The organism is Pseudoalteromonas sp. P1-25, assembly GCF_001401805.1.
GTDB lineage: Bacteria > Pseudomonadota > Gammaproteobacteria > Enterobacterales > Alteromonadaceae > Pseudoalteromonas.
In genome coordinates this window covers 44,166-68,453 of sequence record NZ_LKDW01000005.1, presented here as the reverse complement: position 1 = coordinate 68,453, position 24,288 = coordinate 44,166, and the positions used below count along the sequence as shown (strand labels likewise).

Below are 24,288 nucleotides of genomic sequence, written 5' to 3'. Positions count from 1 at the left end.
CTAACTAGGTAGGTTATGTCTTTTTACTGCTAAAAATAAAAGCGATTTAATAACAGCTATTAAATCGCTTTTATTTGGTTGGGAGAGAGCGCTTAAAACTTCATGTTTAGATTTACTTGAATGCGATCGCGGCCATTGTTGTTTGTAGGTAAATCGTTATTAATATTATCCACGCTGTACCACCTTAAATCGGCATTTAAGTTATCTGCAATTTTATAATCTAGTTGTACGCGTGTGCCTTTAATATTGGTGTACGAGCCCGGCGTATTGGTTTGCGTAAACGCGCCGTTCATCGGTAATGCATAGGCTTCGGTACGTAGCACATAAAATCGCAGGCCAAACTCTTTATTTATTTGATAGCGTGCGTGTACGGTATAGGCGGTGTTTTCAGTGTCGGCTTCACTGGTGTAGTAATCAGTTGCAAAGCGCACTGGGCCATAACGTACATCAAGGTTGTAGGTCATTACATTACCCGCCTGGTCATCATCAAGGCCTGATTCAGCACTGGCGTAGGCCGTATCGGAGGCACTTACAAAAATGCCGCCGATACCTGCTTTCACTTTTACGTTATTAAATTCAGTAGCGTATACACCTTGCAGCTGTTGCCAGCTGGCATCGCGCTTGCCTTCACCATTATCAACGTTTTCTTCAAGAATAATATGCCCTGCATTAACGCTAAAGGTGTTGTTACTCCAATTAGCTTGTACACCTTCGAGCGCTATATCGTCACGAAAAAGTAGCTCTGATGAGTGCATATAAACGGGGGCCGCTTTACCAATATATACTTGGGTGTTACTAAGGCCTGTGTATTTCATAAAGGCGCGGTCTAATCCAAAGTCATCGTTATCGCTGGTATCGGTGATGCCAAAGGTTTGGTGGGTTGAATCGTGCTGGCTTGAGGTTGTTCTAAAGCGCATTTGTGCTGACCAGTTTTCGGTCGCCGCGTATTTAATGCCAAAACGGGCACGCAAACGAGCGCGGCTTGTTGAGTCAATTGTATCGCCTTCGGTGCGCTCAAAACGCATACGCATATCGCCAAATAGCTTAACGGCTTCAAGGCCATTTAAACCTTCAATTGTAATATCTGCATGAGCAGGTTTAGCTAAGGCAATAACACCTAGTGCAACGGGTAAATATATCAGTTTACTAGTCATGGTTTGTTCTCTATAAAATTACTAAAACGAGGGTTATTGCTTAGCGGGTTGAGCCGCTGTGTTGTTTTGGTTGTAAAGGGTTTCGTTAAGCTCGCCTTCGCTTTTGCCAATTAATAAAGTAACCATTAAGTCGCCTGTTACATTTATGGTGGTGCGCGCCATATCTAAAATTCGGTCAATACCGGCAACTATTGCAATGCCTTCAAGAGGTAAGCCAACGGTAGTTAGTACAAGTGAAAGCATAATAAGGCCAGCGCCGGGTACACCGGCGGTGCCCACAGAGGCTAAAGTGGCTGTAGCAATAATGGTTAAGTAATCTGTTGTGGTGAGGTCAATACCAAAGGCTTGGGCAATAAACAGCGCTAACACACCTTGGTATAAAGCGGTGCCATCCATGTTAATAGTGGCGCCTACTGGCAGTACAAAGCTTGATACAGTACGCGATACACCTAAGTTTTGGGTGGCGCATTTAATGCTGGCAGGTAAAGTACCTGAGCTACTTGTGGTAGTAAAAGCAATTATTTGCGCTTCAATAATACCTTTATAAAAACGCTGTGGATTAAGCTTACCTAGTAGGCCTACAAAGCCGCCCCCCAACACTAAAACGTGAATAATGCAGCCTAGGTACACTAAGCCAATTACCTTTATAAGTGGTAGTAATACATCCAGACCGTATTTGCCAGATACCCACGCCATTAATGCAAATACACCGTATGGCGCTAGCTTCATTACAAGCTCAGTTAACTTGTACATTGCATCGGCTAGGCTTTCAAACATTTTGCTAGCGGGTTCGCCTTTTTCACCAATTAGGTTTAAAGCAATGCCTAAGCTCAACGCAAACACAATAATTTGTAATATATTACCTGAAGCGAGTGAGCCTACAGGGTTTTTAGGTACTAAACCGACAATGGTGTCTACTAGGGTAGGGCTAGGTTTAGCATCAGCCACAGTGGTTGCAACCATATTTAAGCCTGCGCCAGGTTCAAACAACAGCCCAAGGCCTAAACCAATCGAAATAGCTACGGCGGTGGTGGCTAAATAAAATACGATTGATTTAACACCAATACGACCCATTTTGGTGGTGTCTTTCATTGAGGTAACGCCAACAATTAATGAGCAAAATATAAGAGGAACAATTAACATTTTTATGGCGCTAATAAATAGCTGGCCAAGGGGTTTTATATATTCAGCATTATTGCCAAGCAGCATGCCGGCAATAATACCCGCTATCATACCTATGAGTATTTTTAGCCAGAGCGCCATTTTTTTAGGCTCGTTGTTATTAATACTTGTTGTACTGGTCATAATGTTATTCCAATTATTTATAATTTTAGTGGGAGCTATTTAACTTTTGCTTAGGACGTCAACGCGTATACGCTTACCGCACAGGCACGTGCACAGGTCATACAAGGGGCTTGCAATGATATGGGTAAGCGCTCGTTAGCCTTTTTAGATAGGGGGTGTTTGTACACGTGCATAATTAAGCTCTAAAGTTGTTAGATTATTGTTATTGCATTAATAATGCCAAGCACTGTTTTGTTAATAACGTATTGAATGTTATTGATTTTATTGTTTTAAGTTGGTGGTTTGTTAATATAACTTTTTGAATAATTATTAATAATGAAAGGCGGGTTAAAGGCGGCTTAAATGATGGTTTATAAATAACTCGTTTAAAATCAAGGGGTTGATTGTTGTATAACTTTTGTTATTGATATAACAAAAGTTATACTCCCTGCATTAATTAATCATATTTCTCATTTTGAAAGAGTTTAAAACATTATTAAGTTGTAAATAGACTATTTATGGCTGTATTTTTTCTTGTACCTTGAACTTAGATAATATTTTTACCCTGTTCAGGATCGCGCGACTTTTCAGCTTGGTCGCGAATTTCGTCGGTATCGCTACTTACATCATCAAGGGTTTCATTTTGTTGTTGCAGCTGTTTAGTGGTTTGCTGAGCAGTTGAAGGCTGCTCAGTTTTGCTGGTGGGCTTTTGTGTATCACTCTCATCAGGTGTACTGAGTAAAATACGCTCACGTGCATCATCAGGCATGCTAATGCTTTGATTAGTAAACTCGGTTACAAGCTCACGCATTAACTGCGAGGCCACTTTTAAAGGGCTATGCTGTTCGCTGTTAACCCAAAAAAATAGATTAAAGTTAATTGTTGAACTGCCTAAATTGTTAATCAGTACTTGGGCTGGTGGCTCACTAAGCACACCCGTTTGCTTGTTAGCGATTTCAAGTGCGAGTGTTTGGCAATAACGAATATCGTTATCGTAACCTATACCAATCACCACCTTTGCACGCATTTTTGGATTTGCTGTTAGGTTTTTAATGGTATTTTTGTAAACCGTGGCATTAGGTATTTGTATATGGTTGCCATCGTAATCAACTAAGGTGGTTGCGCGGGCTGTGACCTTTTTAACCACCCCTAAGCGGCCATCTACCTCTATTACATCGTCTATTTTAAATGGCCGCTGTACGCTCAATAGTAAACTAGCAATAAAGTTCTCTGCTATGTCTCTAAAGGCAAAGCCTAATATTAAGCCTATTAACCCGGTACCGCTCATAATGGCAATAGCAAATTCGGTCAGCCCTGCTAAACGTAAAAATAAATACACACCCAGTAATAAAATTAAAATACTAATACCGCGTTTGGCCACAAGGTGTACAAGTTTACTGTCGGTCATATAATGAAGTGGCTTTACTAATAGCTTAGACAATGGACTTGCAACAAAGTAGCTAAGAGTTAAAAGAATAAAACCTAATAAAAGAGTGGGTAATATTTGCGCTGTTGCGTGAAGTAATTGCAAGCATTGGCTATATAAATACTGCCAACTTAGCACGTTTTGTTCGGTGTTTAAGGCATTAACAGCCGTGGTGTTCAGTGCAATTAGCATGGTTATAGGGCTGTTCATGGGGATTTACCTAAAATTTGTAATAATCTTACAATCAGCAATTTTAGTACCAATGTTAAGCGTGCAGCTTGGCAGACTTTTTGCTCAATAATAGGCTAAAAAGGAGTAGATGATGAGCAAAGCAAAACGAGGACAACATGCCGAGCAACCAGTACACATTCCAGTTGTCGGTTGGTGGGACATAGCTAAACGCATTTTTAAGCAAATGAGCCAAGATAATTTATCCTTGGTTGCAGCGGGCGTTGCATTTTATGCCTTGCTTGCCATTTTTCCTGCTATTGCTGCCATGGTTTCTGTGTATGCGTACTTTTCATCGCCCACCGATATTAGTGAACACTTGAGTAAAATAGTTACCTTATTACCACAAAGCACCAGCGATTTAATTTTATCGCAGGTATCGAGCTTAGCTCAAACCTCTAACGCCAGTTTAAGCTTAAGTGCAATTGGTACACTTATTCTAACTATATGGAGTAGCTCCAAAGGCAGTCAGGCGCTGATTACGGCGTGTAATATTAGTTATCATGAATATGAAAAACGCTCATTTTTTCATGCTCAAGTTGTGCGTTTTTTATTTTCGGTAGGGGCTATTTTAGTGGCTATTTTTGCTTTGCTAATTATAGGTATTTTGCCCATAGTACTTAATTTGGTAGGCTTAAAAGAAAGTATAGACTTACTAATAAAGTTAATATCGTGGCCATTGCTCGCCTTTATGTTTAACTTTGCATTGGTGCTTTTGTATCGCTATGCACCACACAGAAAACCCGCTAAATGGCGGTGGATCACTCTTGGCTCTTGTATTGCGACTGTATTATGGATTTTAGCCTCAATTGGTTTTTCGTTTTATGTCTCTCACTTTGCAAGCTACAACGAAACCTATGGTTCGTTAGGTGGGGTAGTGATTATGCTAATGTGGCTTTATATAAGTGCCTATATTATTACGCTTGGGGCGGTAATCAATGCGGCAACCGAACAACAAACAGCGAAAGATAGTACCAAAGGCCCCGCTAAAGAGCGCGGTAAACGCGGCGCCTATGTAGCTGATCACCTTGATGTAGATGAACCAACAAACTCTTAGTTGTGTTTGTTATTACACAAGCTTATTAAATGCTGAGTAAATGCTTGGCCAACAGGACCTAAACGGTCACTGTCGTTGCACATTAAGTAAAGCTTTAGGGAGCGGGTTGTTCCTTGCTCTAAATTAAGGGGCTTAAGTGTATTGTTTTTAAGGTAGGGTTGAATCTGCGCACTAGGCAACCACGCATAACCAAAGTTTTGGCTAACCATATCGATAGAGTTACGTAAGTGGCTTACTGTCCAGCGCATATCAGCGCCAAGCCAGCCATCGTCGTGGCTGGTGAGAGTGGCTGAATCGCGAACAACTATTTGCCTGTGTAATTTAAGCTCTCTGAAGGTTAGAGGCTCAGTGCGCTGATGTAAGGGGTGGTCAGGGTGCGCAACAGCAATAAATTCTATATCGCACAGGCTATGGCAATTAATACCATAAAGCGCAATAGAGGTTATAGCTAGGTCGACCACTGCATTTGTAAGTAATTCGTTTGCGCCGTTAAGTACGCTCTCTATTAATTCTATTTTTACCAGTGGGTATTGCTCATTAATATGGCGTAGCGCTTGATACAATAAATGCTGCGGAAACACTTCATCTACCGCTATTTTTAATGTGCTTTCAATGCCTTCGCTCAACGTTGCGGCAACCGACTCTATTTTACTGGCTTCGTCTATTAAAAACTCGGCGCGGCGTAATATAAGCTTACCGTTATCGGTTAAATACGCTTTACGGCCTTTTACTTCAAGCAACTTTACTTGTAATGCAGATTCTAACTTTTGTACTGCATGGTGCACGGTTGATTGGCTTTTAAATACTGCGGTGCTAGCACCAGCAAATCCACCATGTTCTACAACAGCTTTAAACATTCTCCATTGCTCGAGTGTTGCCTTTGCCATTTTAAACCTTGTTACTACTTACTATTAATTAAATAACCTGACCGTGTAGATACACTATTTATTGCGTAATGGCTTATTTATTATTGGCAATTACCATTTTTTTGCTGATCAGCAATGACATAAACTCTTTTTTAGGCACGGGCTTTGAAAATAAATAACCTTGTCCGTAGTCGCATCCTGCCTTTAACAGTAGTTGCATTTGTTGCTGCGTTTCAATTCCTTCGGCAATAACTTTAAGACCAAGCTGGTGGGCCATTACAATTATGGCTTCACATAAAGCAAGCTCTTGGCTTCCTGCTTTTATATTGTCAACAAAGCGTTTATCTATTTTTAGGTAATCGGTATCCATTTCTTGCAGGTAAGCAAGTGATGAATAGCCAGTACCAAAGTCATCTAGAGCCAGTTGCATTCCTGATTGCACTAGTGTTTTTAAGCGACTTTGTGTGAGTGGCTCTGGGTTGACCATAAGGCCTTCTGTGATCTCAGCTACTATGGAAGAAGCGGGCAGTTTTGCAGCCTTTAGCATATCGCACCAATCATCAATTCCGCTGTCGGTTGTCGATAGCTGCACAGGCGAAACATTGATACTAATTTGAAATTGCTCACCCATAGTGGTGTCTATTTCTTTTAGGGTGTGTATTGCTTGAGTAAATACAAATTGACCCAGCGCATTTATTTGCCTAGTTTCCTCTGCAAGCGGTATAAATGTCGCCGGCGAGACTAACCCCTTTTTAGGGTGGTGCCAGCGAATAAGCCCTTCGGCTTTGTGAATGTGTAAATCATTTAAGGCCACAATAGGCTGATAAAATAGCTCAAATTGTTCAAGCTCTATGGCGGAGCGTAAATCTTTTAAAAGCTGCATACGCGCTTGTGCGTGAATACGCATATCTTTTGAGAAAAATTCAAACCCGTTACGGCCGTTATTTTTAGCCTTATACATGGCTTGGTCGGCAGCTTTTAATAGCAGCTCTGTGCTTTGGCCATCGTTAGGTGCGCATGCAATACCCATACTGGCGCTGATAAACAGCTCTTCGTCTTCAAGCTGTATGCTTGATGAAAGACTTTGCAATACATTGCTGGCAATTTGGTTTATATGGCGAGCGCTTTTAACTTGATCGTAAACAATTACAAACTCGTCCCCGCCAATACGCGCAACAAAGCTAGCGTTTACTGCTGCTTGAATTATCCGCTGAGAAACTAATTTAAGTAGATTATCACCATAATGATGGCCTAACGTGTCGTTAATATCTTTAAAGTGATCAATATCGAGCAACATCACGACAAGTTCGCACGTTTCATCAGTTACATTTTCAAAGCGTTTATTTAAACGCTCTTTAAGCTCTAACCTATTAGGTAGGTCGGTTAAGTGATCAAAGTGAGTTTTTCGCCATATGGTTTCATCGGCTTGTTTTTTTTCTGTTAGGTCGGTAAATATAGCCACCCGGCGAGTAGGCATGTTTTTATCGTCGTAAACGGTATCTATGATCAGAAATTCGGTATAGGTGTCGCCATTCTTTTTGCGATTAATTATCTCACCCTGCCAACGGCCTGTTTCCCTGAGCTCTTCCCACATTTTTTCATAAAATGCTTTTGAATGTTTACCCGACGCTAAAATGCGACTGGTTTTACCAATTGCTTCTTCTTTGCTGTATTGAGTTGTTTCGCAAAACGCAGGGTTTACATCATAAATAACGCCATCAGGGTCTGTAATCATCATCCCTTCACTGCTATTACTGTATACAAGCGACGCTAAATGAAGTGCTTTTTCGTTGACCTTTTTTTGGCTAATATCTCTAAGCACAATAATGTATTCATTATTAGTAAGGGTATTAATTCTTGCTTCGAAAAAGTGCTCTTTAGATTTTTTACTTAATGAAAGCTCGAGTGTTTGCGAGCTCTGCAAACTCCCTAAATGAGAAAGTAATAGCTCGGCACTGGCCTTAGGCAGTACATCAGCTAATTTAAGCGCGGAGCTAGGGTCAACGCTTAGCACAGGGCTAATATGCCCGCCAATATAAAGTACTTCACCTTGGGTGTTTATACGTATGTAGGTATCGGGTAAAGCATTTAATAAGCTCATTAATTCGTTGTGCTTGTTTTTTAATTTTGCCTCTGCAGATAGTCGGGTCTGCGCCATAACAGCAAAACGGTCGTAAAGTGCTTTTAATTCTGGGCTATTGGGCTTTTTAATATGTTTAGGCATAGCACCATCTGCAAGCTCATCAGTGGCTTTAGTTAAATTAGCGATAGGTTTAAATATACTTTGTTTAATTAAACGCCTAGCAAGTAATACTAATAAGGCAATAGCCAATAAAAATGCAAAAATAGTTTTAGCAAAGCTTTCATTAACCTTATTAATAAAATCCTCAACTGAAACAGCAATATGAATGTCTAAATTATTACCATGCCCGTCTTCATATATAACTGAGCGATGAAAAATTTGGTTTTCGCCTTTTGCATTTTTAAATACGGTTAATGAGCTTTTAGCATGAAGTAAATCTACATCGGTAATTTTTTGGCCTAAATCACGTGGTTGATTAGGGTAATTGGCGAGTATTAAGCCGTTAGAGTCGGCAATAACAGCTTTAGCGTTGTTAGGTAATTTAGCTTCGCTTAGTACTATGTTCCACCAGTTCAATGCTATAACAGTAACTAGTGTGCCTTTTAGTTGGTTATTAGAGTCTATAATCGGGTAGGCAAAATTGACACTTTGCGCTTGAATACTCCGGTCGTATTGAAAATACCCCACCGAAAAGCTTTTATTATTAATAGCATTTTGAAAATAAGTACGATCGCTAATATTAATATTCTTACTACGCCCATTTGTTACACACTGAAGGTCGCCGTTTTTATCAACAATACCTATATTTGCAATATTTTTATACAGGGCTTTTATTTCATAAAAGTAGCTAGGGCAGGTCTTAGGGAGCGTGTTACTTTTTGCCGTTTTATCGGCTAAATAAATAGTCACCCGTTTAACATCATCAACCATCGTTTTTTGATGCTGTGTCAATTGCTTAGCTATATTTACTATTCTTTCTTCACTTTTTTCTATAGCAGCATCACGCTCATACCATAGCGTAAATACCGTCACTGCAGCGCCCGGAATGCTAAGCAGGATAAGTAATCTATAGAGCTGGCTTTTAAGCGATGAAGTAAAGATAAGATCTCCTTGGACTTTATGTTCCTAAAAAATGATTGTAGACATAAAAGCTGAAAATAACCATACAAAATATAGGGTTGTATTAAAAAGTTATTATAAATCAGCCCAAGCCTGAGCTTTTAATCATTAAGCCTATTATGCAACATAACCGAATTATCGCCATTATCAAGGTGGCTTCTAAAAATTAGAACGATTTACTCGATTTAAAGACATGGTTGTCTGGTTTTATCAATGTTTTAATAAGCTCATTAATTAATCTACTACAGTATTTTAAATATGAATATAGCAAAAGTGTTAACAGCTTATGCAACACAAGATGGGGATGGCGTAAATATCAGCCGAATACCTGGTTTTGATGGCAAATATCTCGACCCCTTTTTGATGATTGATGAGCTAAAGTCTAATAATGAAAGTGACTATATTGGTGGTTTTCCCCCGCACCCTCATCGTGGCATAGAAACTTTTACATACATTATTAAAGGTGGTTTTGAGCACCAAGATCAAATGGGCAATAAAAAAGCGATCCGCTCTGGCGATGTACAGTGGATGAGTACAGGTAGAGGCGTTATGCACAGTGAAATGCCATTGGCAGATACAAAAGAGGGGCTGCATGGCTTTCAAGTTTGGATCAATATGCCCAGCGACGAAAAAATGCGTGCGCCACGCTATCAAGACACAACACAAAATCCAGCTCCTGTAGTAACTAACAAGCAAGGCGTTATCTTTACTGCACTTGCGGGGAGTTGGCAGTTTGACAATTACACGCTAACGTCGAGTTTGCAAAGCTTAGCGGCCAATGCCGCACTGGCTAATGTTACTCTCCCTATTAATACACGCATACAGTTAGCAAGGCTTAAACAGCGTAAAGTAATGATTTATGTTCATACAGGCGAGCTTATTTCGGGTGATGGGCAAACCTTTAATGCTGGCAAGTTACTTATATTAAATGAAAACAGTGACATTGACGTTTCTTCAAAAAAAGGCGCGGGAATACTTATTTTAGCGGGTAACCCGCTTGAGCAGCCTATTGCACATATGGGCCCGTTTGTAATGACCACGCAAGAGGAAATTAAACAAGCGGTGCGTGATTATCAAAACGGTGAATTTGGCACCATTTAATCGTTAACTGAGGAGGTTATTATGGGTTTATTAGTTAATGGCCAATGGCAAGATAAATGGTACGACACTGACTCGAATAATGGTAAATTTAAACGCGAGGCAGCAAAGCTTCGGAATTGGATCACAAAAGATGGTAGCCCCGGGCCTACAGGAAGCGGCGGATTTAAAGCGCAAGCAAATCGTTACCACTTATATGTTTCCTTAGCATGCCCGTGGGCGCATCGCACACTTATATTTAGACAGCTAAAAGGCCTAAGCGATGTTATTAGCGTATCGGTCGTCAGTCCTGATATGTTAGATAAGGGCTGGAGCTTTGATATAAATAAGCTAAGTAGCGGCGATGATTTATTTAATAGTGAATACTTACATCAAATTTATACTAAGCACGATGTAAATTACAGTGGGCGAGTAACTGTACCTGTACTTTGGGATAAGCAGCAAAATAAAATTGTTAGTAATGAGTCTGCAGATATTATTCGTATGTTTAATAGTGCATTTAACGAGATTACTCATAATCCGGATGACTATTACCCGCAATCACTTCAAGCTGATATTGACGAAATTAACGACCTTGTTTATACCAATATTAATAACGGGGTATATAAAGCGGGTTTTGCAACCACGCAAATAGCATACGAAGATGCATTTACTGCGTTATTTAAAGCACTTGATAAAGTAGAGGACATACTAAGTAAAAATCGTTACCTGATGGGGGGCACATTAACCGAGGCAGATTGGCGTTTATTTACAACACTCATCCGATTTGACAGCGTATATGTAGGGCATTTTAAGTGTAATTTACGCACTATAGAAAGCTACCCAGCGCTCAGTAACTATGTTCGTGAATTATACCAAATAGAGGGAGTGGCCAGTACGGTAGACTTTGAGCATATTAAGCGACATTACTATTTTAGCCACAAAATGATTAATCCAACGCAAGTTATCCCAAAAGGGCCTGCCCTGAACTTTAGCCAAAACCATAACAGATCATCGTTAAGCTAAGTGCTATTTGAGTACAGCACAATAAGTAGCAATTGCACTCATAAGAAAGCGTGTATGCTTGCAATTGCTGCTATGCAAATAATTTTACTAGCCAGCCGTATTTACGCACAAAACTGTTTTCACTTTTACCTGCCTGCAGCGTTGCACCAGCTAAAAAAGCAGAGGCCAATCCTACCTTAGTCGCTGCAAAACGTTTAAAGCGGTACTTTATTGCTGCATGGTGCTGGCGCTTTAATGCGTGCTGTAAATCCATTTGTTTATTTAACGTGTCAACGTTCTCATTAGGTTCTTTAATTAGAAAATTAACGAGCATGGTTATTTCCTTAAAGATTTAAAAGTTGCTTAATACTTTTAATCGTTTTACTAAAACCAATTTTGTTGCTTAGGTAAACGGTATTTCGCCAAAGCCAAACTAAACAGATAATCTGCGCGAGTGCAGCCGTAGTAAAACTCAGCCAAACTGAGCCAAATAAATCGTATACACCGTAACCAATTGCACCTAGTAAGCCGGCCCACAACAAAATCAAACCACTGGCAAAGCACCCTAAAAATATAGTGATCAACGCCATTGATCGTAACGACAGCTTCCACTCAGCCTTTGCAAGTTGGTGGGTAAGCTTTCCTTGCGTTTTATAATCCTCCTTGAGCTGGTCAGAGTATTCAATGATCTTTGCTATATGATCCTGCCAATCGTCCTTTTGAGTAGGGTCTTCAGTCGTTTGATTTTGAGCATTACCGTCCGTGGTTGCTGTTGTTTGTGAGCTACTCATTATTTTTACTTACGACGAAATAATGACGTTACAAGCATACCAGCCGCAAAAGCAATACCTGCTGTCGCTAGTGGATTTTCTGAAGCAAAAGCACGCGTTTTAGCGCTGCACTCAGATAATTTTTCACGGGCAATAAGCTGTTTTTCACTTAGCGCTTCTGCAGAGCTTGAAGCACCTTTGCGAACGCTAGATTCAGCAATCGAAGCCTTGCTTGAAAGCGCATCTACCGCATCATGTGCCACAGAGGTTGCCTTTTCTGTAAGCGGAGCTTCACTTTCTTTTTGTTTAAGATCAGGTTTCATGTTTGTTTCAGTATTCGGTTTTGTATTTGTTGCAGTAGCCATAATCAATCCTTAATAAATAAAATAAAAAATTTAACTGGTGCTATAGCAGATGCAACGATTAAACCAACCATTAAAAATATTTTAACTGTTTGATTTAGTTGTTTTTATTGTTTTATGGTAGGGCGCGGTAGATTAAATTAAAAGCAGCATGAAGTAAGTATTGCTGCCGTGCTAAGTAAATTTTACATGGCTATAAACTATGGCCTGTTTACCTTTCGAAGTTTAATTTGCAGCAGTCTGTTTGGGATTTAGGCAAGGTAGAGCCTATGTAGTGTGGTTATTCCCCATAAATAGGCGATAACGACGTATAAATGTCAAACAGGCGCTGCCCGAAGGGTTCTGCCTAGGGCAATTTACTCTCTGTTACTCGGTTTTTACTTAGCCCACTAGGTTACAAACCTCACGCCGCGATTAAATGCCCCCTAGATTGAACAAATTATAATCCTTAAAGGTCAACAGGCCCTAGATTCATTTTTTTGTAATTATTCATTGATTATTCAGTAAGCAAATTATGTAAACCAAACGTTATTAGCAACGCTTTAAAAAAATTTTATCTACTACCTCCACTTTTTCCCACGTAATTCAATCGCTTTGCGTAAAGCCTTATTTTTTCTAGCTTAGCGAGACGTTAAAGCTGGTCAGCTTACTTGACAAAAAGGCTTGTCAAGCCCTAAACTGGAGCACTGTGGTAAAAAGTGGTTTTTAGTGGATCTAACTGGATCAAATTAATCGAAACGCGATTACACAATTTAAAAGTAGGCTTTTTATGTTTCGTGGCGCTAGTTCACTGAGCTTGGATGATAAAGGACGTTTTGCGGTACCGACTAAGTACCGAGACGCTTTGCTGTCTGAAGATCAAGGAACGGTAATATGTACCATTGCGCTAAACGAACCGTGTTTATGGTTGTATCCTCTTGCACAGTGGCAAGAAATAGAAAGCCGCTTGTCTAAAATCTCTAATATGAATCCACGTGCTCGCCGAATGCAACGTATGTTGTTAGGTAATGCCACAGAGTATCAACTTGATAAAAATGGTCGGATTTTGCTGGCGCCTTCATTGCGTAGCCACGCAGAACTTGGCAAAAAGATCATGCTAGTTGGTTTAATGAATAAATTTGAAATTTGGGATGAAGCGCGTTGGCACGAACAAATGCGCCAAGACACTGAGCTGGAAAGGCTTGGCGATTTTGAAGCAAACCAAGATTTAGATAATTTCACACTCTAACGGCACTAAAAAAGGCAAACACAAGCTAATGACTGCGCAATTTGAACACGTATCCGTATTAATGGACGAAACCATCGATGCTCTTGCAATTAAGCCAGACGGCATATACATGGATGGTACTTTTGGACGTGGCGGACACTCGGGTCAAATACTTGCTCGCCTTGGAGAACAAGGGCGTTTACAAGCCATTGACCAAGACCCTCAAGCGATAAAATCGGCTGAAAAATTTGCTGATGACAGTCGCTTTGCTATAGCTCACACCCGCTTTTCCAATTTATACGATGTTGCAGAGCAAAACGATCTGTTAGGTAAAGTTGATGGCATTTTGTTAGATATTGGTGTTTCTTCACCTCAACTTGATGACGCAGAGCGTGGCTTTAGCTTTATGAAAGACGGCCCCCTCGATATGCGTATGGACCCAACAAGTGGCCGCAGTGCAGCACAATGGCTGGCCGAAGCTGAACTTGAAGACATTACCCATGTAATTAAAACCTACGGTGAAGAAAAGTTTGGCAAGCGTATAGCCCATAAAGTACTAGAAGTTAGAGAACACACACCCATTACCACAACCAAACAGCTTGCCGATTTAGTCGATGAAGCGGTGCCTGTAAAAGATAAATTTAAACACCCAGCCACACGTACATTTCAGGCAATCAGAATTTACATAAACAGTGAACTGGAAGAAATTCAAACCGCATTGCAAGCCGCTGTAAAAGTTTTAAAGCCGGGTGGGCGTTTAGTGGTGATTTCGTTTCATTCACTTGAAGACAGAATTGTGAAGCAATTTATTAGAAAACAGAGTAAGGGAGAAGCGATACCCAGAGGTCTGCCTTTAACCGACGCACAAATAAATAAAAACCTGACGTTAAAAGCAGTGGGTAAAGCTATTAAACCAAGTGCTGAAGAAATTGAGCGTAATCCACGCTCTCGCAGCTCAGTACTTAGGATTGCACAGAGGCTTGGATGAACACTAAAGCGAATAATCGCCAACCCAATTTATTTTTAGAAATATTAAAAGGCCTAGGAGCTAATAAGCTAACCTCGGCCTTGTTGGTTGTGATATTCGCTTCAAGCCTTGCGGTCGTGCAGGTTACTCACTCTGCTCGTGCGCAGCTAATTAAACAAGATACGCTTTTACAAGAGCGTGATGAACTTGATTTAGAGTGGCGCTATTTACTTGTAGAAGAAGAGTTCTATTCGCAGCATGCGCGCATTGAAGAAGTGGCTACCACACAGCTTGAAATGAAGCGCCCTACCAGTCAGGACGAACAGGTAATAATAATACAATGAGAAATCGCGGCAAAAAGCAGGTCAATAACTTAATCACATGGCGTTTTATGCTGGTATGCACTGTGGTGTTTTTAGTGTTTGTAACACTGGTGTCGCGTGCTGCCTATTTACAAGTTATTGAGCCAGATAAAGCCCGTTCAGAAAGCGATAAACGCACCGTACGCGTTGAAAAACTGCATGTACAACGCGGAATGATCTTCGACCGTCAAGGTAAAGAGCTTGCTGTTAGTGTGCCAGTCGTTAGTGTGTATGCCGATCCTAAAGCATTGCATAAGTCGCTTGTTGCTAAAGTTATAAAACAGGCGCGCAAAAACGGTGAAGATCATAAAACCTTGGCTGAAAATGTAGCCGAGCTAGATAAACGAACTTCAGCATACTACGCAAATGATCTACGCTGGCGTGAGCTGGCAGATGTATTACGTATTGATCCTAACAAAATTAACTCGCGGTTATTAAACGATCCCACCCGTCGATTTGTGTATTTAAAGCGCCAAGTAACCCCTGCTGTTGCCAACTACATTAGCCAATTACGTTTACCTGGTATTCATTTATTAGATGAGTCTAAACGGTATTACCCGGCAGGAGAGGTAACAGCGCACATCATAGGTTTTACAAATATAGATGGAAAAGGCATAGAAGGTATTGAAAAGCTTTACGAAAATGCCTTAACGGGCGAAGAAGGTCGCCGTACTATTCGTAAAGATGCCCAAGGGCGCGAAGTTGAAGTACTTGATGAGCGTGAACGTGTAGAGCCAGAAAACATTCAGCTAAGTATCGATCAGCGCATTCAAGCGATTGCTTATAAAGCAGTTAAATCTGCCGTGCTCACGTATAAAGCGACCTCAGGGTCAGCCATGGTGGTTGATGTTAAAACTGGTGAAGTACTGGCCATGGTAAATAGCCCATCATTTAACCCTAATAACTTAAACGACGCACAACCTCATAAACGTCGTAATCGTGCAATTACCGATTTGTTTGAACCAGGTTCAACCGTTAAGCCACTAGCCATTTTAGCTGGGCTAGACTACGGCGTAATTAAAGCCGACGACACCATTGATACCTACCCAGGTTGGATGCGTTTAGGCGGCAGTTTAGTAAAAGATACCCGTAACCACGGTGAAATGACGCTTCGTGAAATTTTAAAGTACTCATCAAACATGGGCGTGGCTAAAGTAACGCAACAAGTACCTAAAGATTACTTAGTTGGTTTATATCAAAAAGTTGGGTTTGGTAGCGATACGGGCACAGGTATGGTTGGCGAAAGCAGCGGCTTATTTTACCCAAACCGCCGCTGGTCTGATTTTGAAATTGCCACGTTATCGTTTGGCTATGCTATTTCGGTAAGTACGGCGCAAATGGCCCGTTTTTACACCATGTTAGGTGCCGGTGGGATTAATCGCCCACTTACTATTTTAAAGCAAGATGGTGTGCCAGAAGGCGAACGTATTTTTAAACAAAAAGACGTAGAAGCCGTTGTTCACATGATGGAAAGCGTGTTTGAAAAAGACGGTACAGCGCGTAACGTTAAAGTAGATGGCTACCGTGCAGCAGGTAAAACTGGTACATCTAAAAAAGCAGTTGCTGGTGGTTACGGTGATGAATACGTAGGTTATTTTGCAGGTGTAGCGCCGGCAAGTAACCCACGCTTGGCTGTGGTAGTGATGATCAATGAGCCTGGCGGCGATGTGTACTATGGAGGTGCCACCGCAGGCCCTGCATTTGCAGAAATCGTCTCTAACGCATTAAGAATATTAAACGTAGCCCCTGATAAGGAAGAAGTGGCGTACGTAAAAGGTAAAGATAACGATGCGTGATTTAAAGGCTATTTTAAAATACATCGACATAGATGCACCTTCGCAGCTAGTTAAAAATTTACGCCTTGATAGCCGTGATGTAACACCAGGTGATGTATTTGTGGCGATAAAAGGCCATGCACTTGATGGCGGCCAGTTTATTGCCAAAGCAATCGAAAATGGTGCTATAGCCATTATTGCCGATAGACTGTGCGAATTTGACGTTGAATTTGAGCCTCTTTATTTAGTAACAGAGCTTGATAAAAAGCTCCCAGAGCTGGCAAGCCAATTTTATGAAAACCCAAGCCAGTCACTTGATTTAATTGGCGTAACGGGCACTAATGGTAAATCAACAACAACAGCCATGATGGCGCATTTAGCGCAGTTTTGTAGTACAGATTCGGCCATTATAGGCACATTAGGCTATGGCCACCCAGATACACTAACGCCACTTATTAATACCACGCCTTCGGCTGTTGATTTGCAGCACATATTGCATGACTTAAAGCAGCAGCATAAAAAGCTTGTCGCGATGGAGGTTTCATCGCACGGATTAGTGCAGCAGCGCGTGGCTCAATGCCAATTTAAAGCGGCGGTGTTTACTAATTTATCGCGTGATCACCTTGATTACCATGGTGATATGGCAAGTTATGGCGACGCTAAGCTAATGCTGTTTCGCGATTTTGACCCCGAACTTGTGGTACTAAATCAAGACGATGGGCAAGCAGAGCAATGGCTTGAAAAATACAGTTTTAATAACCTTATTTGTTATGGTCGGAAAAATTTAGCGCCGCAAGATGCGCGTTATGTTTATTTTTCTGATGTGGAATACTCTAAAAATGGTATTTCGGCGCAATTGAGCACAAGTTGGGGTGACATTAACGTAACATCGCCTCTATTTGGTGAGTTTAACTTATATAATTTAACGGCAGCACTGGCAACATTGCTAGGGCTCGGTTACCCGCTTGAGCAATTAGCTGCAGGATGCGCACATTTGCACCCTGTAGCAGGGCGTATGCAAGCGTTTAGCGAAGTGAATTTACCTACGTGCGTTGTTGATTACGCTCATACCCCCGATGCACTTGCATTGGCTTTACAGGCATTACAAAAGCATGTGCCTGGTGGGGTTAGCTGTGTTTTTGGCTGTGGCGGCGACAGAGATAAAGGCAAGCGTGCTTTAATGGCACAAGCGGCAGAGCAAAATGCAGATAAGGTGATTGTTACCAGCGACAACCCCCGTTCAGAAAACCCAGATGCTATTTTAGCAGATGTAGCTGCGGGCTTATCGCAGCCTGAAAAAGCCCATTTAGAGGCTGACAGAGCAAAAGCCATTCGCTATGCAATAGAAAATGCAAATGCGGATGACGTAATTTTAATTGCTGGCAAAGGCCACGAGGATTACCAAATTATTGGCGATCAACGTATCGACTTTTGCGATCGCAGTTATGTAAAAGAACAACTAAAAAAAGCAGTAAGAGGGATAACTCAATGATCCCAATGGATTTTGATTGGCTGGCAAATGTGCTAGCAACCGATTATCCAGGTGATAATCTCAATGTAGTAAATATTAATACCGATACCCGCAGTATTTGCGAAGGAGAGGTGTTTTTAGCGTTAAAAGGGCCTAATTTTGATGGCCATAAATTTATTGCTGATGCTAAACAAAAAGGCGCTATTGGCGTTATTGTGCAGCACAAAGTAGATGTAGATATACCGCAGTTTGTTGTTAGCGATACCCGTATTGCATTAGGCAATATAGGTGCAGCAGTTATGGCGCAGGTTAATCCTAAAACCATTGCTATTACGGGCAGCGTAGGTAAAACAACGGTAAAAGAAATGTGCGCTGCGATTTTATCGGTGCATGGAGATGTGCTTGCTACAAAAGGTAATTTTAATAACGATATTGGCGTGCCACTTACGTTATTACGTTTAGAGCCACAGCACCGTTTTGCTGTTATAGAGCTTGGTGCCAACCACTTAGGCGAAATTGCTTATACAACCGCCATGGCAAAACCCGATGTAGCTGTGGTGTGTAATGTCGCTGCTGCGCATTTAGAAGGCTTTGGTAGCCTAATGGGCGTTGCTAAGGCAAAAGGTGAGATTTTTGATGGCCTAAAAGAGGATGGCGTTGCCATTGTTAACTGCGATAGCGAATTTAGCCAGTACTGGCTTGATAAATTAAAAGGGCGCACTGTTAAGTGTTTTTCAAGTACTGAAAAACTTGATATTTGGGCTGAAAATATCAGCCTAGACGAAAACGCTCGCGCGAGCTTTTTATTGTGTACACCAGATCAAAAAGTACCCGTAACGCTTGCTCTTCCAGGTAAGCACAACGTAAGCAATGCGCTTATTGCCGCGGCTTTAACCAGCGAGTTTGACGTATCGCTTGAAGAAATAGCCACAGCACTTGCCACCATGGGGGATGTAAAAGGACGTGTAAATTTAATAAAAGTGAGTGACTCACTCACTGTTATTGATGACACCTATAACGCTAATGTTAAGTCGGTAAAAGCTGCCATTGATTTATTAAGTGATATTCAAGGGCACCGTATTTTCGCACTTGGCGATATGGGAGAGCTTGGTGAAGATGCCAGAACTTACCATCAAGAAGTAGGTGAATACGCCAAACAGCAAGGTATAGATGAGCTGTATACGCTGGGTGTGTTAAGTAAATATGCAAGCGATGTGTTTGATAAGCCAAATCGTCATTTTTCTAATCGCGAAGAAATGCTCAAGCAAATTCAAACCAGTCTTAATAATACAAATAGTAAAACCACACTTGTGGTGAAAGGATCGCGCAGTTCTCGCATGGAATTATTAGTAACCGATTTAGTAAATGGCCAGCAACAAGCCATCAATGGAGTATCATAATGTTAGTTTGGCTGGCAGAGTATTTAACTCAATATTACAGTGGCTTTAATGTTTTTTCGTATTTAACCCTACGCGCCATTTTAGGGATATTAACAGCGTTAATGATGTCGCTTTATTTTGGTCCTAAGCTCATTCGCTCATTACAAAAAATGCAAATTGGCCAAGTAGTGCGTGATGATGGTCCAGAATCTCACTTATCTAAAAAAGGCACTCCTACAATGGGGGGCTTACTCATTTTAGGCGCCATATTTACCAGCACCTTATTATGGGCTGACCTATCGAATAAATACGTATGGGCAACTTTATTTGTAATTGGCTCATTAGGTTTAGTGGGCTTTATAGATGACTACCGCAAAGTAATACGCAAAGACCCTAAAGGACTAATTGCTAAATGGAAGTATTTTTGGCAATCGGTTATTGCTTTAGTGGTTGCAACTGCATTGTATACCACCAGTACACACGCATCAGAAACCTCATTGGTTGTGCCATTTTTTAAAGATGTATTGCCACAGTTAGGCTTGTTATACATTGTGATTACTTATTTTGCATTAGTGGGAACTTCAAACGCGGTAAACCTGACTGATGGCTTAGATGGCCTAGCGATTGTACCTACTATTTTAGTGGCTGCCGCACTGGCCATCATTGCTTATTTGACCGGTAATATTAATTTTTCGGCTTATTTACATATCCCGCATTTACCGCTTGCCAGTGAGCTTGTGGTTGTATGTACCGCTATTGTTGGCGCGGGCTTAGGCTTTTTATGGTTTAACACGTACCCAGCCCAGGTGTTTATGGGCGATGTAGGGTCTTTGGCACTTGGCGGCGCGCTAGGCATAATTGCAATTTTAGTACGCCAAGAATTACTGCTAATTATTATGGGCGGTGTGTTTGTAATGGAGGCCTTATCGGTAATTTTACAGGTTGGCTCATATAAACTACGCGGACAGCGCATTTTTAGAATGGCGCCTATTCATCATCATTACGAGTTAAAAGGTTGGCCAGAGCCACGTGTTATTGTGCGCTTTTGGATTATTTCAATTGTGCTAGTGCTTGCTGGCCTTGCGACATTAAAGATTCGATAAATGCAGTATTTAAACGAGATAAAAAACAAACATATAACAGTGCTCGGACTCGGTGTAACCGGTCTGGGCATTGTACGTTTTTTATTATCTCATGGTTTTGCACCAAAGGTTGTTGATAGCCGTGTTGCGCCACCAGGTGTGGACTGGCTTAGCGAACACGCACCTGAGCTTGATACGCATTTTGGTGACTTAGGGAACGCTACACTTTGTAAAACCGACATGATCATCATAAGCCCTGGGCTTAGCCTAAAAATCCCCGCAATTGCTCAAGCAATAGAGTCAGGCGTTGAGGTCATTGGTGATGTTGAGCTGTTTGCTCGTATAAATACTAAACCCGTTGTTGCTGTCACAGGCTCTAATGGTAAATCAACCGTTGTTACGCTTGCGTATGAAGTGCTTAAAGCTGCAGGTTACAAAGTGGCATTAGGTGGCAATATTGGTACTGCGGTACTTGACTTATTAAACGATGATTTTGATGTTTATGTGCTGGAGCTTTCAAGTTTTCAGCTGGATACTTGCTCGAGCTTAAAACCAATAAGCGCAGCGGTATTAAATATATCTGAAGATCATTTAGATCGTTACGACAGTTACCAAGCCTATATCGACTCTAAATTAAGTATTTATAACAATGCTGAGCTTTTAGTAACAAACGCAGATGACATTCAAACTAAGCCTATTCGCCACTCTTTAGCGCCACAAATGAGTTTTGGCACCGACCAAGGTGATTATCGCTTAGCCCAACATAATAATAAGCTGCACTTTATAGTAAAAGGTGAAGCGTTTTTACCTGTGAGCACGCTTTCGGTAGTTGGTAAGCACAATTACTTAAATACACTGGCGGTAATGGCGTTATTAAGCCCGTTTGATATTAGTAAAGATCAATATACTGCAGCGCTTGGCCAATTTAATGGTTTAGCGCACCGTTGTCAGTTTGTTGGTGAGCAAAATGGGGTCAAATATTTTAACGACTCTAAAGCTACCAATGTGGGTGCTACTATAGCAGCTATAGATAGTTTGGCCTCAGCTCATGAAAACCTAATTGTAATAGCCGGTGGTGATGCCAAAGGCGCTGATTTAAGTGCGTTAACGCCTTATATAAAAAATTATGTAAAAGCACTTGTTTGCTTTGGCAAAGATGCAGATAAACTTGCTGCACTGAGCAGTAAATCGCACTTAGTAAACACAATGCAAGAGGCGGTATCGCTGGCTAAAGTGCTCAGTAAGCGCGGCGATATTGTATTACTTGCGCCTGCCTGCGCCAGCATTGATATGTATAACAACTACATGCAACGCGGTGATGACTTTGTGCAATGCGTTAAGGAAGGGCTAATATGATTGCCTTTGCCGATTTAAAAGAAACGCTCACTCCAAAACCTTCAGCACAGCTTTATGACGTGCCACTGCTTTATTGCATGCTCATGCTTATAGGTGTGGGTTTTGTAATGGTGACCAGTGCCTCTATGCCTACAGCCGAAAGGCTGTTTGATAACTCATACCATATTACCATTCGCCACAGCCTGTTTTTAGCAATGGCATTTATTTTATTTTGGATTGCCGCCAGTGTCCCTATGGATTGGTGGAAGCGCTCAAACCCGTATTTGTTATTGCTTGGCATGGTGCTGCTTATTGCAGTATTAATTATAGGCCGCGAAGTTAACGGCGCAAAACGTTGGATTCCCATTGGACCTGTTGGTTTTCAGGTGGCTGAGGCCGCCAAATTATACTTTTTCAGTTATATAGCTGGCTACTTGGTAAGAAAGCGTGAAGAAGTACAAGAAAATATTAAAGGCTTTGCAAAGCCTATTGCTGTATTTGCGGTGTATGCCTTACTCATTTTATTGCAGCCCGATTTAGGGACCGTAGTAGTTATGTTTGTAACAACAGTGGGGCTGTTATTTTTGGCCGGCGCGAAGCTGTGGCAGTTTTTTGTACTCATTTTAACGGGCATAGGGCTTGTTGTATTACTGATTATTGTAGAGCCATACAGAATGGCGCGAGTTGTAGGCTTTTTAGACCCTTGGGAAGACCCATTTGGAAAAGGGTATCAGTTAGTGCAGTCGCTTATGGCCTACAGCCAAGGGGGCTGGTTTGGCCAAGGGTTAGGTAACAGCGTTCAAAAGTTACAGTATTTACCCGAGGCTCATAACGACTTTATTTTTGCTGTTATAGGCGAAGAGCTAGGCCTTGTAGGTGTAGCAAGTATTTTATGTGTGTTGGCTGTGTTTGTATTTAGGGCGCTTTTAATAGGTCAGCAAGCGTTAAAGTGTGGCAAAGAATACGAAGGCTATTTTGCGTTTGCTATTGGCATTTGGTTTGCGTTTCAAACCATGGTTAATGTAGGCGCCAGTGCAGGGTTATTACCGACTAAAGGGTTAACCTTGCCGTTTATTTCGTATGGTGGTTCAAGTTTATTAATCATGACGATTGCCACCGGTATTTTACTGCGTGTTGATTTTGAAACTAAAATGGCAACCAAACAAGCCACCTCACGCGGAGGTAAACGATGAGTAAAAAATTAGTAGTTGTGGCTGGTGGTACAGGTGGGCATATATTCCCTGGTATTGCTGTAGCCGATTATTTAAAAGAGCAAGGCTGGCAAGTAAGCTGGATAGGCACGCCAGACAGAATGGAAGCGGATGTTGTACCAAAGCATAACATTGAGATTGATTTTATTAATGTAAAAGGCGTTCGCGGTAATGGTTTAAAGCGTCTTATTAAAGCTCCATTCATGGTACTTAATGCAATATTGCAAGCGCGTAAGGTATTGAAATTTCAGCAACCAGATGTTGTGCTTGCTATGGGCGGCTATGTAACTGGACCAACGGGGATAGCGGCTAAAAGTTTAGGTATCCCACTGGTGATTCATGAGCAAAATGCAGTGGCAGGTATGAGCAACAAATGGTTGGCAAAATTTGCTAACAAAGTACTTGCTGCGTTTCCAAGTGCCTTTGCACCAGGGCAAGCTGAATTAGTCGGTAATCCAGTACGTGCAAGCGTTGCTAATGTCGCTAAACGTGATGTTTCAAGCCCTATAAATATTTTAGTGGTGGGGGGCTCGTTAGGCGCACAAGTGCTTAACCAAACACTGCCAGAGGCATTTAGTTTACTTGCTAAAACAGCGCCAATTAAAGTGTGGCACCAAACAGGTAAAGGCCATATTGAGAGCGTACAAAGCGCGTATGCGCAAAACAACATTGCAGATGAAGACCTAAAAGTTGCTGAATTTATAGATGATATGGACGCCGCCTACGCGTGGGCCGATATTGTTATTTGCCGTGCCGGTGCACTGACTGTTAGTGAAATCGCCGCCGCGGGTAAAATGGCTGTGTTTGTGCCGTTTCCACATGCGGTAGACGATCATCAAACCGCTAACGCAAAGTATTTAGTAACCGCAAGTGGCGCGCTTTTAATGCCTCAGCCCCAGTTTAATAAAGACTCGATAGTTGAGCTATTAACCCCGTATTTGGCAAAGCCTATATTAATTAAACAAATGGCCAGTAATGCTAAGCAGCAAGCCATTTTAGATGCCACAGCAAGCGTTGCCTCGCACTGTGAGCAAGTAACAAATAAGAGAAAATAAGTGAAAGATAAGT

At 41.4% G+C, this 24,288-nt stretch carries 21 protein-coding genes; 13 read left to right on the top strand and 8 right to left on the bottom strand.

Translation table 11 applies throughout. The features are described 5' to 3' along the window. Nucleotides 1–92: 92 nt before the first annotated feature. From AN393_RS05090 to AN393_RS05080, 3 genes are all read right to left on the bottom strand, one after another. Nucleotides 93–1,154 carry a putative porin gene (locus tag AN393_RS05090; RefSeq protein WP_055017507.1) on the bottom strand — a complete coding sequence of 354 codons (1,062 nt, stop codon included), beginning with the start codon at nucleotides 1,152–1,154 and terminating at the stop codon, nucleotides 93–95. Between the two features lie 33 nt (nucleotides 1,155–1,187). Continuing rightward, on the bottom strand, nucleotides 1,188–2,459 hold the full coding sequence (locus AN393_RS05085) for a dicarboxylate/amino acid:cation symporter (protein ID WP_055017506.1): 1,272 nt from the start codon (nucleotides 2,457–2,459) through the stop codon (nucleotides 1,188–1,190). Nucleotides 2,460–2,985: 526 nt separating this feature from the next. After that, nucleotides 2,986–4,056, bottom strand: a complete 1,071-nt coding sequence (locus AN393_RS05080) for a mechanosensitive ion channel family protein (protein WP_055014278.1) — start codon at nucleotides 4,054–4,056, stop codon at nucleotides 2,986–2,988. Between the two features lie 130 nt (nucleotides 4,057–4,186). Between AN393_RS05080 and AN393_RS05075 the strand changes: the two genes are divergently transcribed. Then, entirely contained in the window at nucleotides 4,187–5,149 is a 963-nt protein-coding gene (locus tag AN393_RS05075) for a YihY/virulence factor BrkB family protein (protein ID WP_055014185.1), read from the top strand. Here AN393_RS05075 and AN393_RS05070 read toward each other — a convergent pair. Then, the gene (locus tag AN393_RS05070; RefSeq protein ID WP_055017505.1) at nucleotides 5,146–6,036 is read right to left on the bottom strand and encodes a LysR family transcriptional regulator; all 891 of its coding nucleotides are present in this window, start codon (nucleotides 6,034–6,036) and stop codon (nucleotides 5,146–5,148) included. The two genes, AN393_RS05075 and AN393_RS05070, sit on opposite strands and share 4 nt — an antisense overlap. Before the next feature lie 73 nt (nucleotides 6,037–6,109). Continuing rightward, nucleotides 6,110–9,130, bottom strand: a complete 3,021-nt coding sequence (locus tag AN393_RS05065) for an EAL domain-containing protein (protein ID WP_082422670.1) — start codon at nucleotides 9,128–9,130, stop codon at nucleotides 6,110–6,112. 345 nt (nucleotides 9,131–9,475) lie between these two features. Between AN393_RS05065 and AN393_RS05060 the strand changes: the two genes are divergently transcribed. Both AN393_RS05060 and AN393_RS05055 read left to right on the top strand, forming a co-directional pair. Next, a complete protein-coding gene (locus AN393_RS05060) occupies nucleotides 9,476–10,318 on the top strand; it encodes a pirin family protein (protein ID WP_055014182.1) in 843 nt (280 codons plus the stop codon). Between the two features lie 21 nt (nucleotides 10,319–10,339). Further along, complete coding sequence (locus AN393_RS05055) at nucleotides 10,340–11,320, top strand: glutathione S-transferase family protein (protein ID WP_055017503.1); 981 nt, start codon at nucleotides 10,340–10,342, stop codon at nucleotides 11,318–11,320. A gap of 70 nt (nucleotides 11,321–11,390) precedes the next feature. On the opposite strand, the gene AN393_RS05050 is transcribed toward AN393_RS05055, so the two are convergent. The 3 genes from AN393_RS05050 to AN393_RS05040 are packed head-to-tail and all read right to left on the bottom strand — an operon-like array spanning nucleotide 11,391 to nucleotide 12,434. Further along, nucleotides 11,391–11,633, bottom strand: coding sequence for a hypothetical protein (locus tag AN393_RS05050; protein ID WP_055017502.1), 243 nt, complete (start codon nucleotides 11,631–11,633; stop codon nucleotides 11,391–11,393). Between the two features lie 10 nt (nucleotides 11,634–11,643). Next, complete coding sequence (locus tag AN393_RS05045) at nucleotides 11,644–12,090, bottom strand: hypothetical protein (protein WP_055017501.1); 447 nt, start codon at nucleotides 12,088–12,090, stop codon at nucleotides 11,644–11,646. Between the two features lie 5 nt (nucleotides 12,091–12,095). After that, nucleotides 12,096–12,434, bottom strand: coding sequence for a DUF883 domain-containing protein (locus AN393_RS05040; RefSeq protein WP_082422669.1), 339 nt, complete (start codon nucleotides 12,432–12,434; stop codon nucleotides 12,096–12,098). 766 nt (nucleotides 12,435–13,200) lie between these two features. Between AN393_RS05040 and mraZ the strand changes: the two genes are divergently transcribed. The 10 genes from mraZ to murG are packed head-to-tail and all read left to right on the top strand — an operon-like array spanning nucleotide 13,201 to nucleotide 24,275. Further along, nucleotides 13,201–13,659 (top strand): division/cell wall cluster transcriptional repressor MraZ, encoded by a 459-nt coding sequence (gene mraZ, locus AN393_RS05035; protein WP_004589407.1) that lies wholly within the window; start codon nucleotides 13,201–13,203, stop codon nucleotides 13,657–13,659. A gap of 28 nt (nucleotides 13,660–13,687) precedes the next feature. Further along, entirely contained in the window at nucleotides 13,688–14,626 is a 939-nt protein-coding gene (rsmH, locus tag AN393_RS05030; RefSeq protein ID WP_055014178.1) for a 16S rRNA (cytosine(1402)-N(4))-methyltransferase RsmH, read from the top strand. Next, on the top strand, nucleotides 14,623–14,949 hold the full coding sequence (gene ftsL / locus AN393_RS05025) for a cell division protein FtsL (protein WP_055014177.1): 327 nt from the start codon (nucleotides 14,623–14,625) through the stop codon (nucleotides 14,947–14,949). Before rsmH ends, ftsL begins: the two co-directional genes overlap by 4 nt. After that, nucleotides 14,946–16,763, top strand: coding sequence for a penicillin-binding transpeptidase domain-containing protein (locus tag AN393_RS05020; protein ID WP_055014176.1), 1,818 nt, complete (start codon nucleotides 14,946–14,948; stop codon nucleotides 16,761–16,763). Before ftsL ends, AN393_RS05020 begins: the two co-directional genes overlap by 4 nt. Next, the gene (gene murE, locus AN393_RS05015) at nucleotides 16,756–18,234 is read left to right on the top strand and encodes a UDP-N-acetylmuramoyl-L-alanyl-D-glutamate--2,6-diaminopimelate ligase (RefSeq protein ID WP_055014175.1); all 1,479 of its coding nucleotides are present in this window, start codon (nucleotides 16,756–16,758) and stop codon (nucleotides 18,232–18,234) included. The genes AN393_RS05020 and murE overlap by 8 nt, the downstream gene beginning before the upstream one ends. After that, nucleotides 18,231–19,613 carry a UDP-N-acetylmuramoyl-tripeptide--D-alanyl-D-alanine ligase gene (murF, locus tag AN393_RS05010; protein ID WP_055014174.1) on the top strand — a complete coding sequence of 461 codons (1,383 nt, stop codon included), beginning with the start codon at nucleotides 18,231–18,233 and terminating at the stop codon, nucleotides 19,611–19,613. Before murE ends, murF begins: the two co-directional genes overlap by 4 nt. After that, nucleotides 19,613–20,695 carry a phospho-N-acetylmuramoyl-pentapeptide-transferase gene (gene mraY, locus AN393_RS05005; RefSeq protein ID WP_055014173.1) on the top strand — a complete coding sequence of 361 codons (1,083 nt, stop codon included), beginning with the start codon at nucleotides 19,613–19,615 and terminating at the stop codon, nucleotides 20,693–20,695. The genes murF and mraY overlap by 1 nt, the downstream gene beginning before the upstream one ends. Then, nucleotides 20,696–22,030, top strand: a complete 1,335-nt coding sequence (gene murD / locus AN393_RS05000) for a UDP-N-acetylmuramoyl-L-alanine--D-glutamate ligase (RefSeq protein ID WP_055017500.1) — start codon at nucleotides 20,696–20,698, stop codon at nucleotides 22,028–22,030. Continuing rightward, nucleotides 22,027–23,202 carry a cell division protein FtsW gene (ftsW, locus tag AN393_RS04995; protein ID WP_055014171.1) on the top strand — a complete coding sequence of 392 codons (1,176 nt, stop codon included), beginning with the start codon at nucleotides 22,027–22,029 and terminating at the stop codon, nucleotides 23,200–23,202. Before murD ends, ftsW begins: the two co-directional genes overlap by 4 nt. After that, complete coding sequence (murG, locus tag AN393_RS04990; protein ID WP_055014170.1) at nucleotides 23,199–24,275, top strand: undecaprenyldiphospho-muramoylpentapeptide beta-N-acetylglucosaminyltransferase; 1,077 nt, start codon at nucleotides 23,199–23,201, stop codon at nucleotides 24,273–24,275. Before ftsW ends, murG begins: the two co-directional genes overlap by 4 nt. The last annotated feature ends 13 nt before the right edge of the window (nucleotides 24,276–24,288 follow it).

Excerpts from the sequence above, each read along its gene's own strand:
- murE (WP_055014175.1), top strand. The coding sequence starts at position 16,756 with ATGCGTGATTTAAAGGCTATTTTAAAATACATCGACATAGATGCACCT.
- AN393_RS05060 (WP_055014182.1), top strand. The coding sequence starts at position 9,476 with ATGAATATAGCAAAAGTGTTAACAGCTTATGCAACACAAGATGGGGAT.
- ftsW (WP_055014171.1), top strand. The coding sequence starts at position 22,027 with ATGATTGCCTTTGCCGATTTAAAAGAAACGCTCACTCCAAAACCTTCA.
- AN393_RS05020 (WP_055014176.1), top strand. The coding sequence starts at position 14,946 with ATGAGAAATCGCGGCAAAAAGCAGGTCAATAACTTAATCACATGGCGT.
- AN393_RS05075 (WP_055014185.1), top strand. The coding sequence starts at position 4,187 with ATGAGCAAAGCAAAACGAGGACAACATGCCGAGCAACCAGTACACATT.
- AN393_RS05090 (WP_055017507.1), bottom strand. The coding sequence starts at position 1,154 with ATGACTAGTAAACTGATATATTTACCCGTTGCACTAGGTGTTATTGCC.
- ftsL (WP_055014177.1), top strand. The coding sequence starts at position 14,623 with ATGAACACTAAAGCGAATAATCGCCAACCCAATTTATTTTTAGAAATA.
- AN393_RS05080 (WP_055014278.1), bottom strand. The coding sequence starts at position 4,056 with ATGCTAATTGCACTGAACACCACGGCTGTTAATGCCTTAAACACCGAA.
- AN393_RS05070 (WP_055017505.1), bottom strand. The coding sequence starts at position 6,036 with ATGGCAAAGGCAACACTCGAGCAATGGAGAATGTTTAAAGCTGTTGTA.
- AN393_RS05085 (WP_055017506.1), bottom strand. The coding sequence starts at position 2,459 with ATGACCAGTACAACAAGTATTAATAACAACGAGCCTAAAAAAATGGCG.
- AN393_RS05050 (WP_055017502.1), bottom strand. The coding sequence starts at position 11,633 with ATGCTCGTTAATTTTCTAATTAAAGAACCTAATGAGAACGTTGACACG.
- murD (WP_055017500.1), top strand. The coding sequence starts at position 20,696 with ATGCAGTATTTAAACGAGATAAAAAACAAACATATAACAGTGCTCGGA.
- mraZ (WP_004589407.1), top strand. The coding sequence starts at position 13,201 with ATGTTTCGTGGCGCTAGTTCACTGAGCTTGGATGATAAAGGACGTTTT.
- rsmH (WP_055014178.1), top strand. The coding sequence starts at position 13,688 with ATGACTGCGCAATTTGAACACGTATCCGTATTAATGGACGAAACCATC.
- AN393_RS05045 (WP_055017501.1), bottom strand. The coding sequence starts at position 12,090 with ATGAGTAGCTCACAAACAACAGCAACCACGGACGGTAATGCTCAAAAT.
- AN393_RS05040 (WP_082422669.1), bottom strand. The coding sequence starts at position 12,434 with ATGGCTACTGCAACAAATACAAAACCGAATACTGAAACAAACATGAAA.
- mraY (WP_055014173.1), top strand. The coding sequence starts at position 19,613 with ATGTTAGTTTGGCTGGCAGAGTATTTAACTCAATATTACAGTGGCTTT.
- AN393_RS05055 (WP_055017503.1), top strand. The coding sequence starts at position 10,340 with ATGGGTTTATTAGTTAATGGCCAATGGCAAGATAAATGGTACGACACT.
- murF (WP_055014174.1), top strand. The coding sequence starts at position 18,231 with ATGATCCCAATGGATTTTGATTGGCTGGCAAATGTGCTAGCAACCGAT.
- murG (WP_055014170.1), top strand. The coding sequence starts at position 23,199 with ATGAGTAAAAAATTAGTAGTTGTGGCTGGTGGTACAGGTGGGCATATA.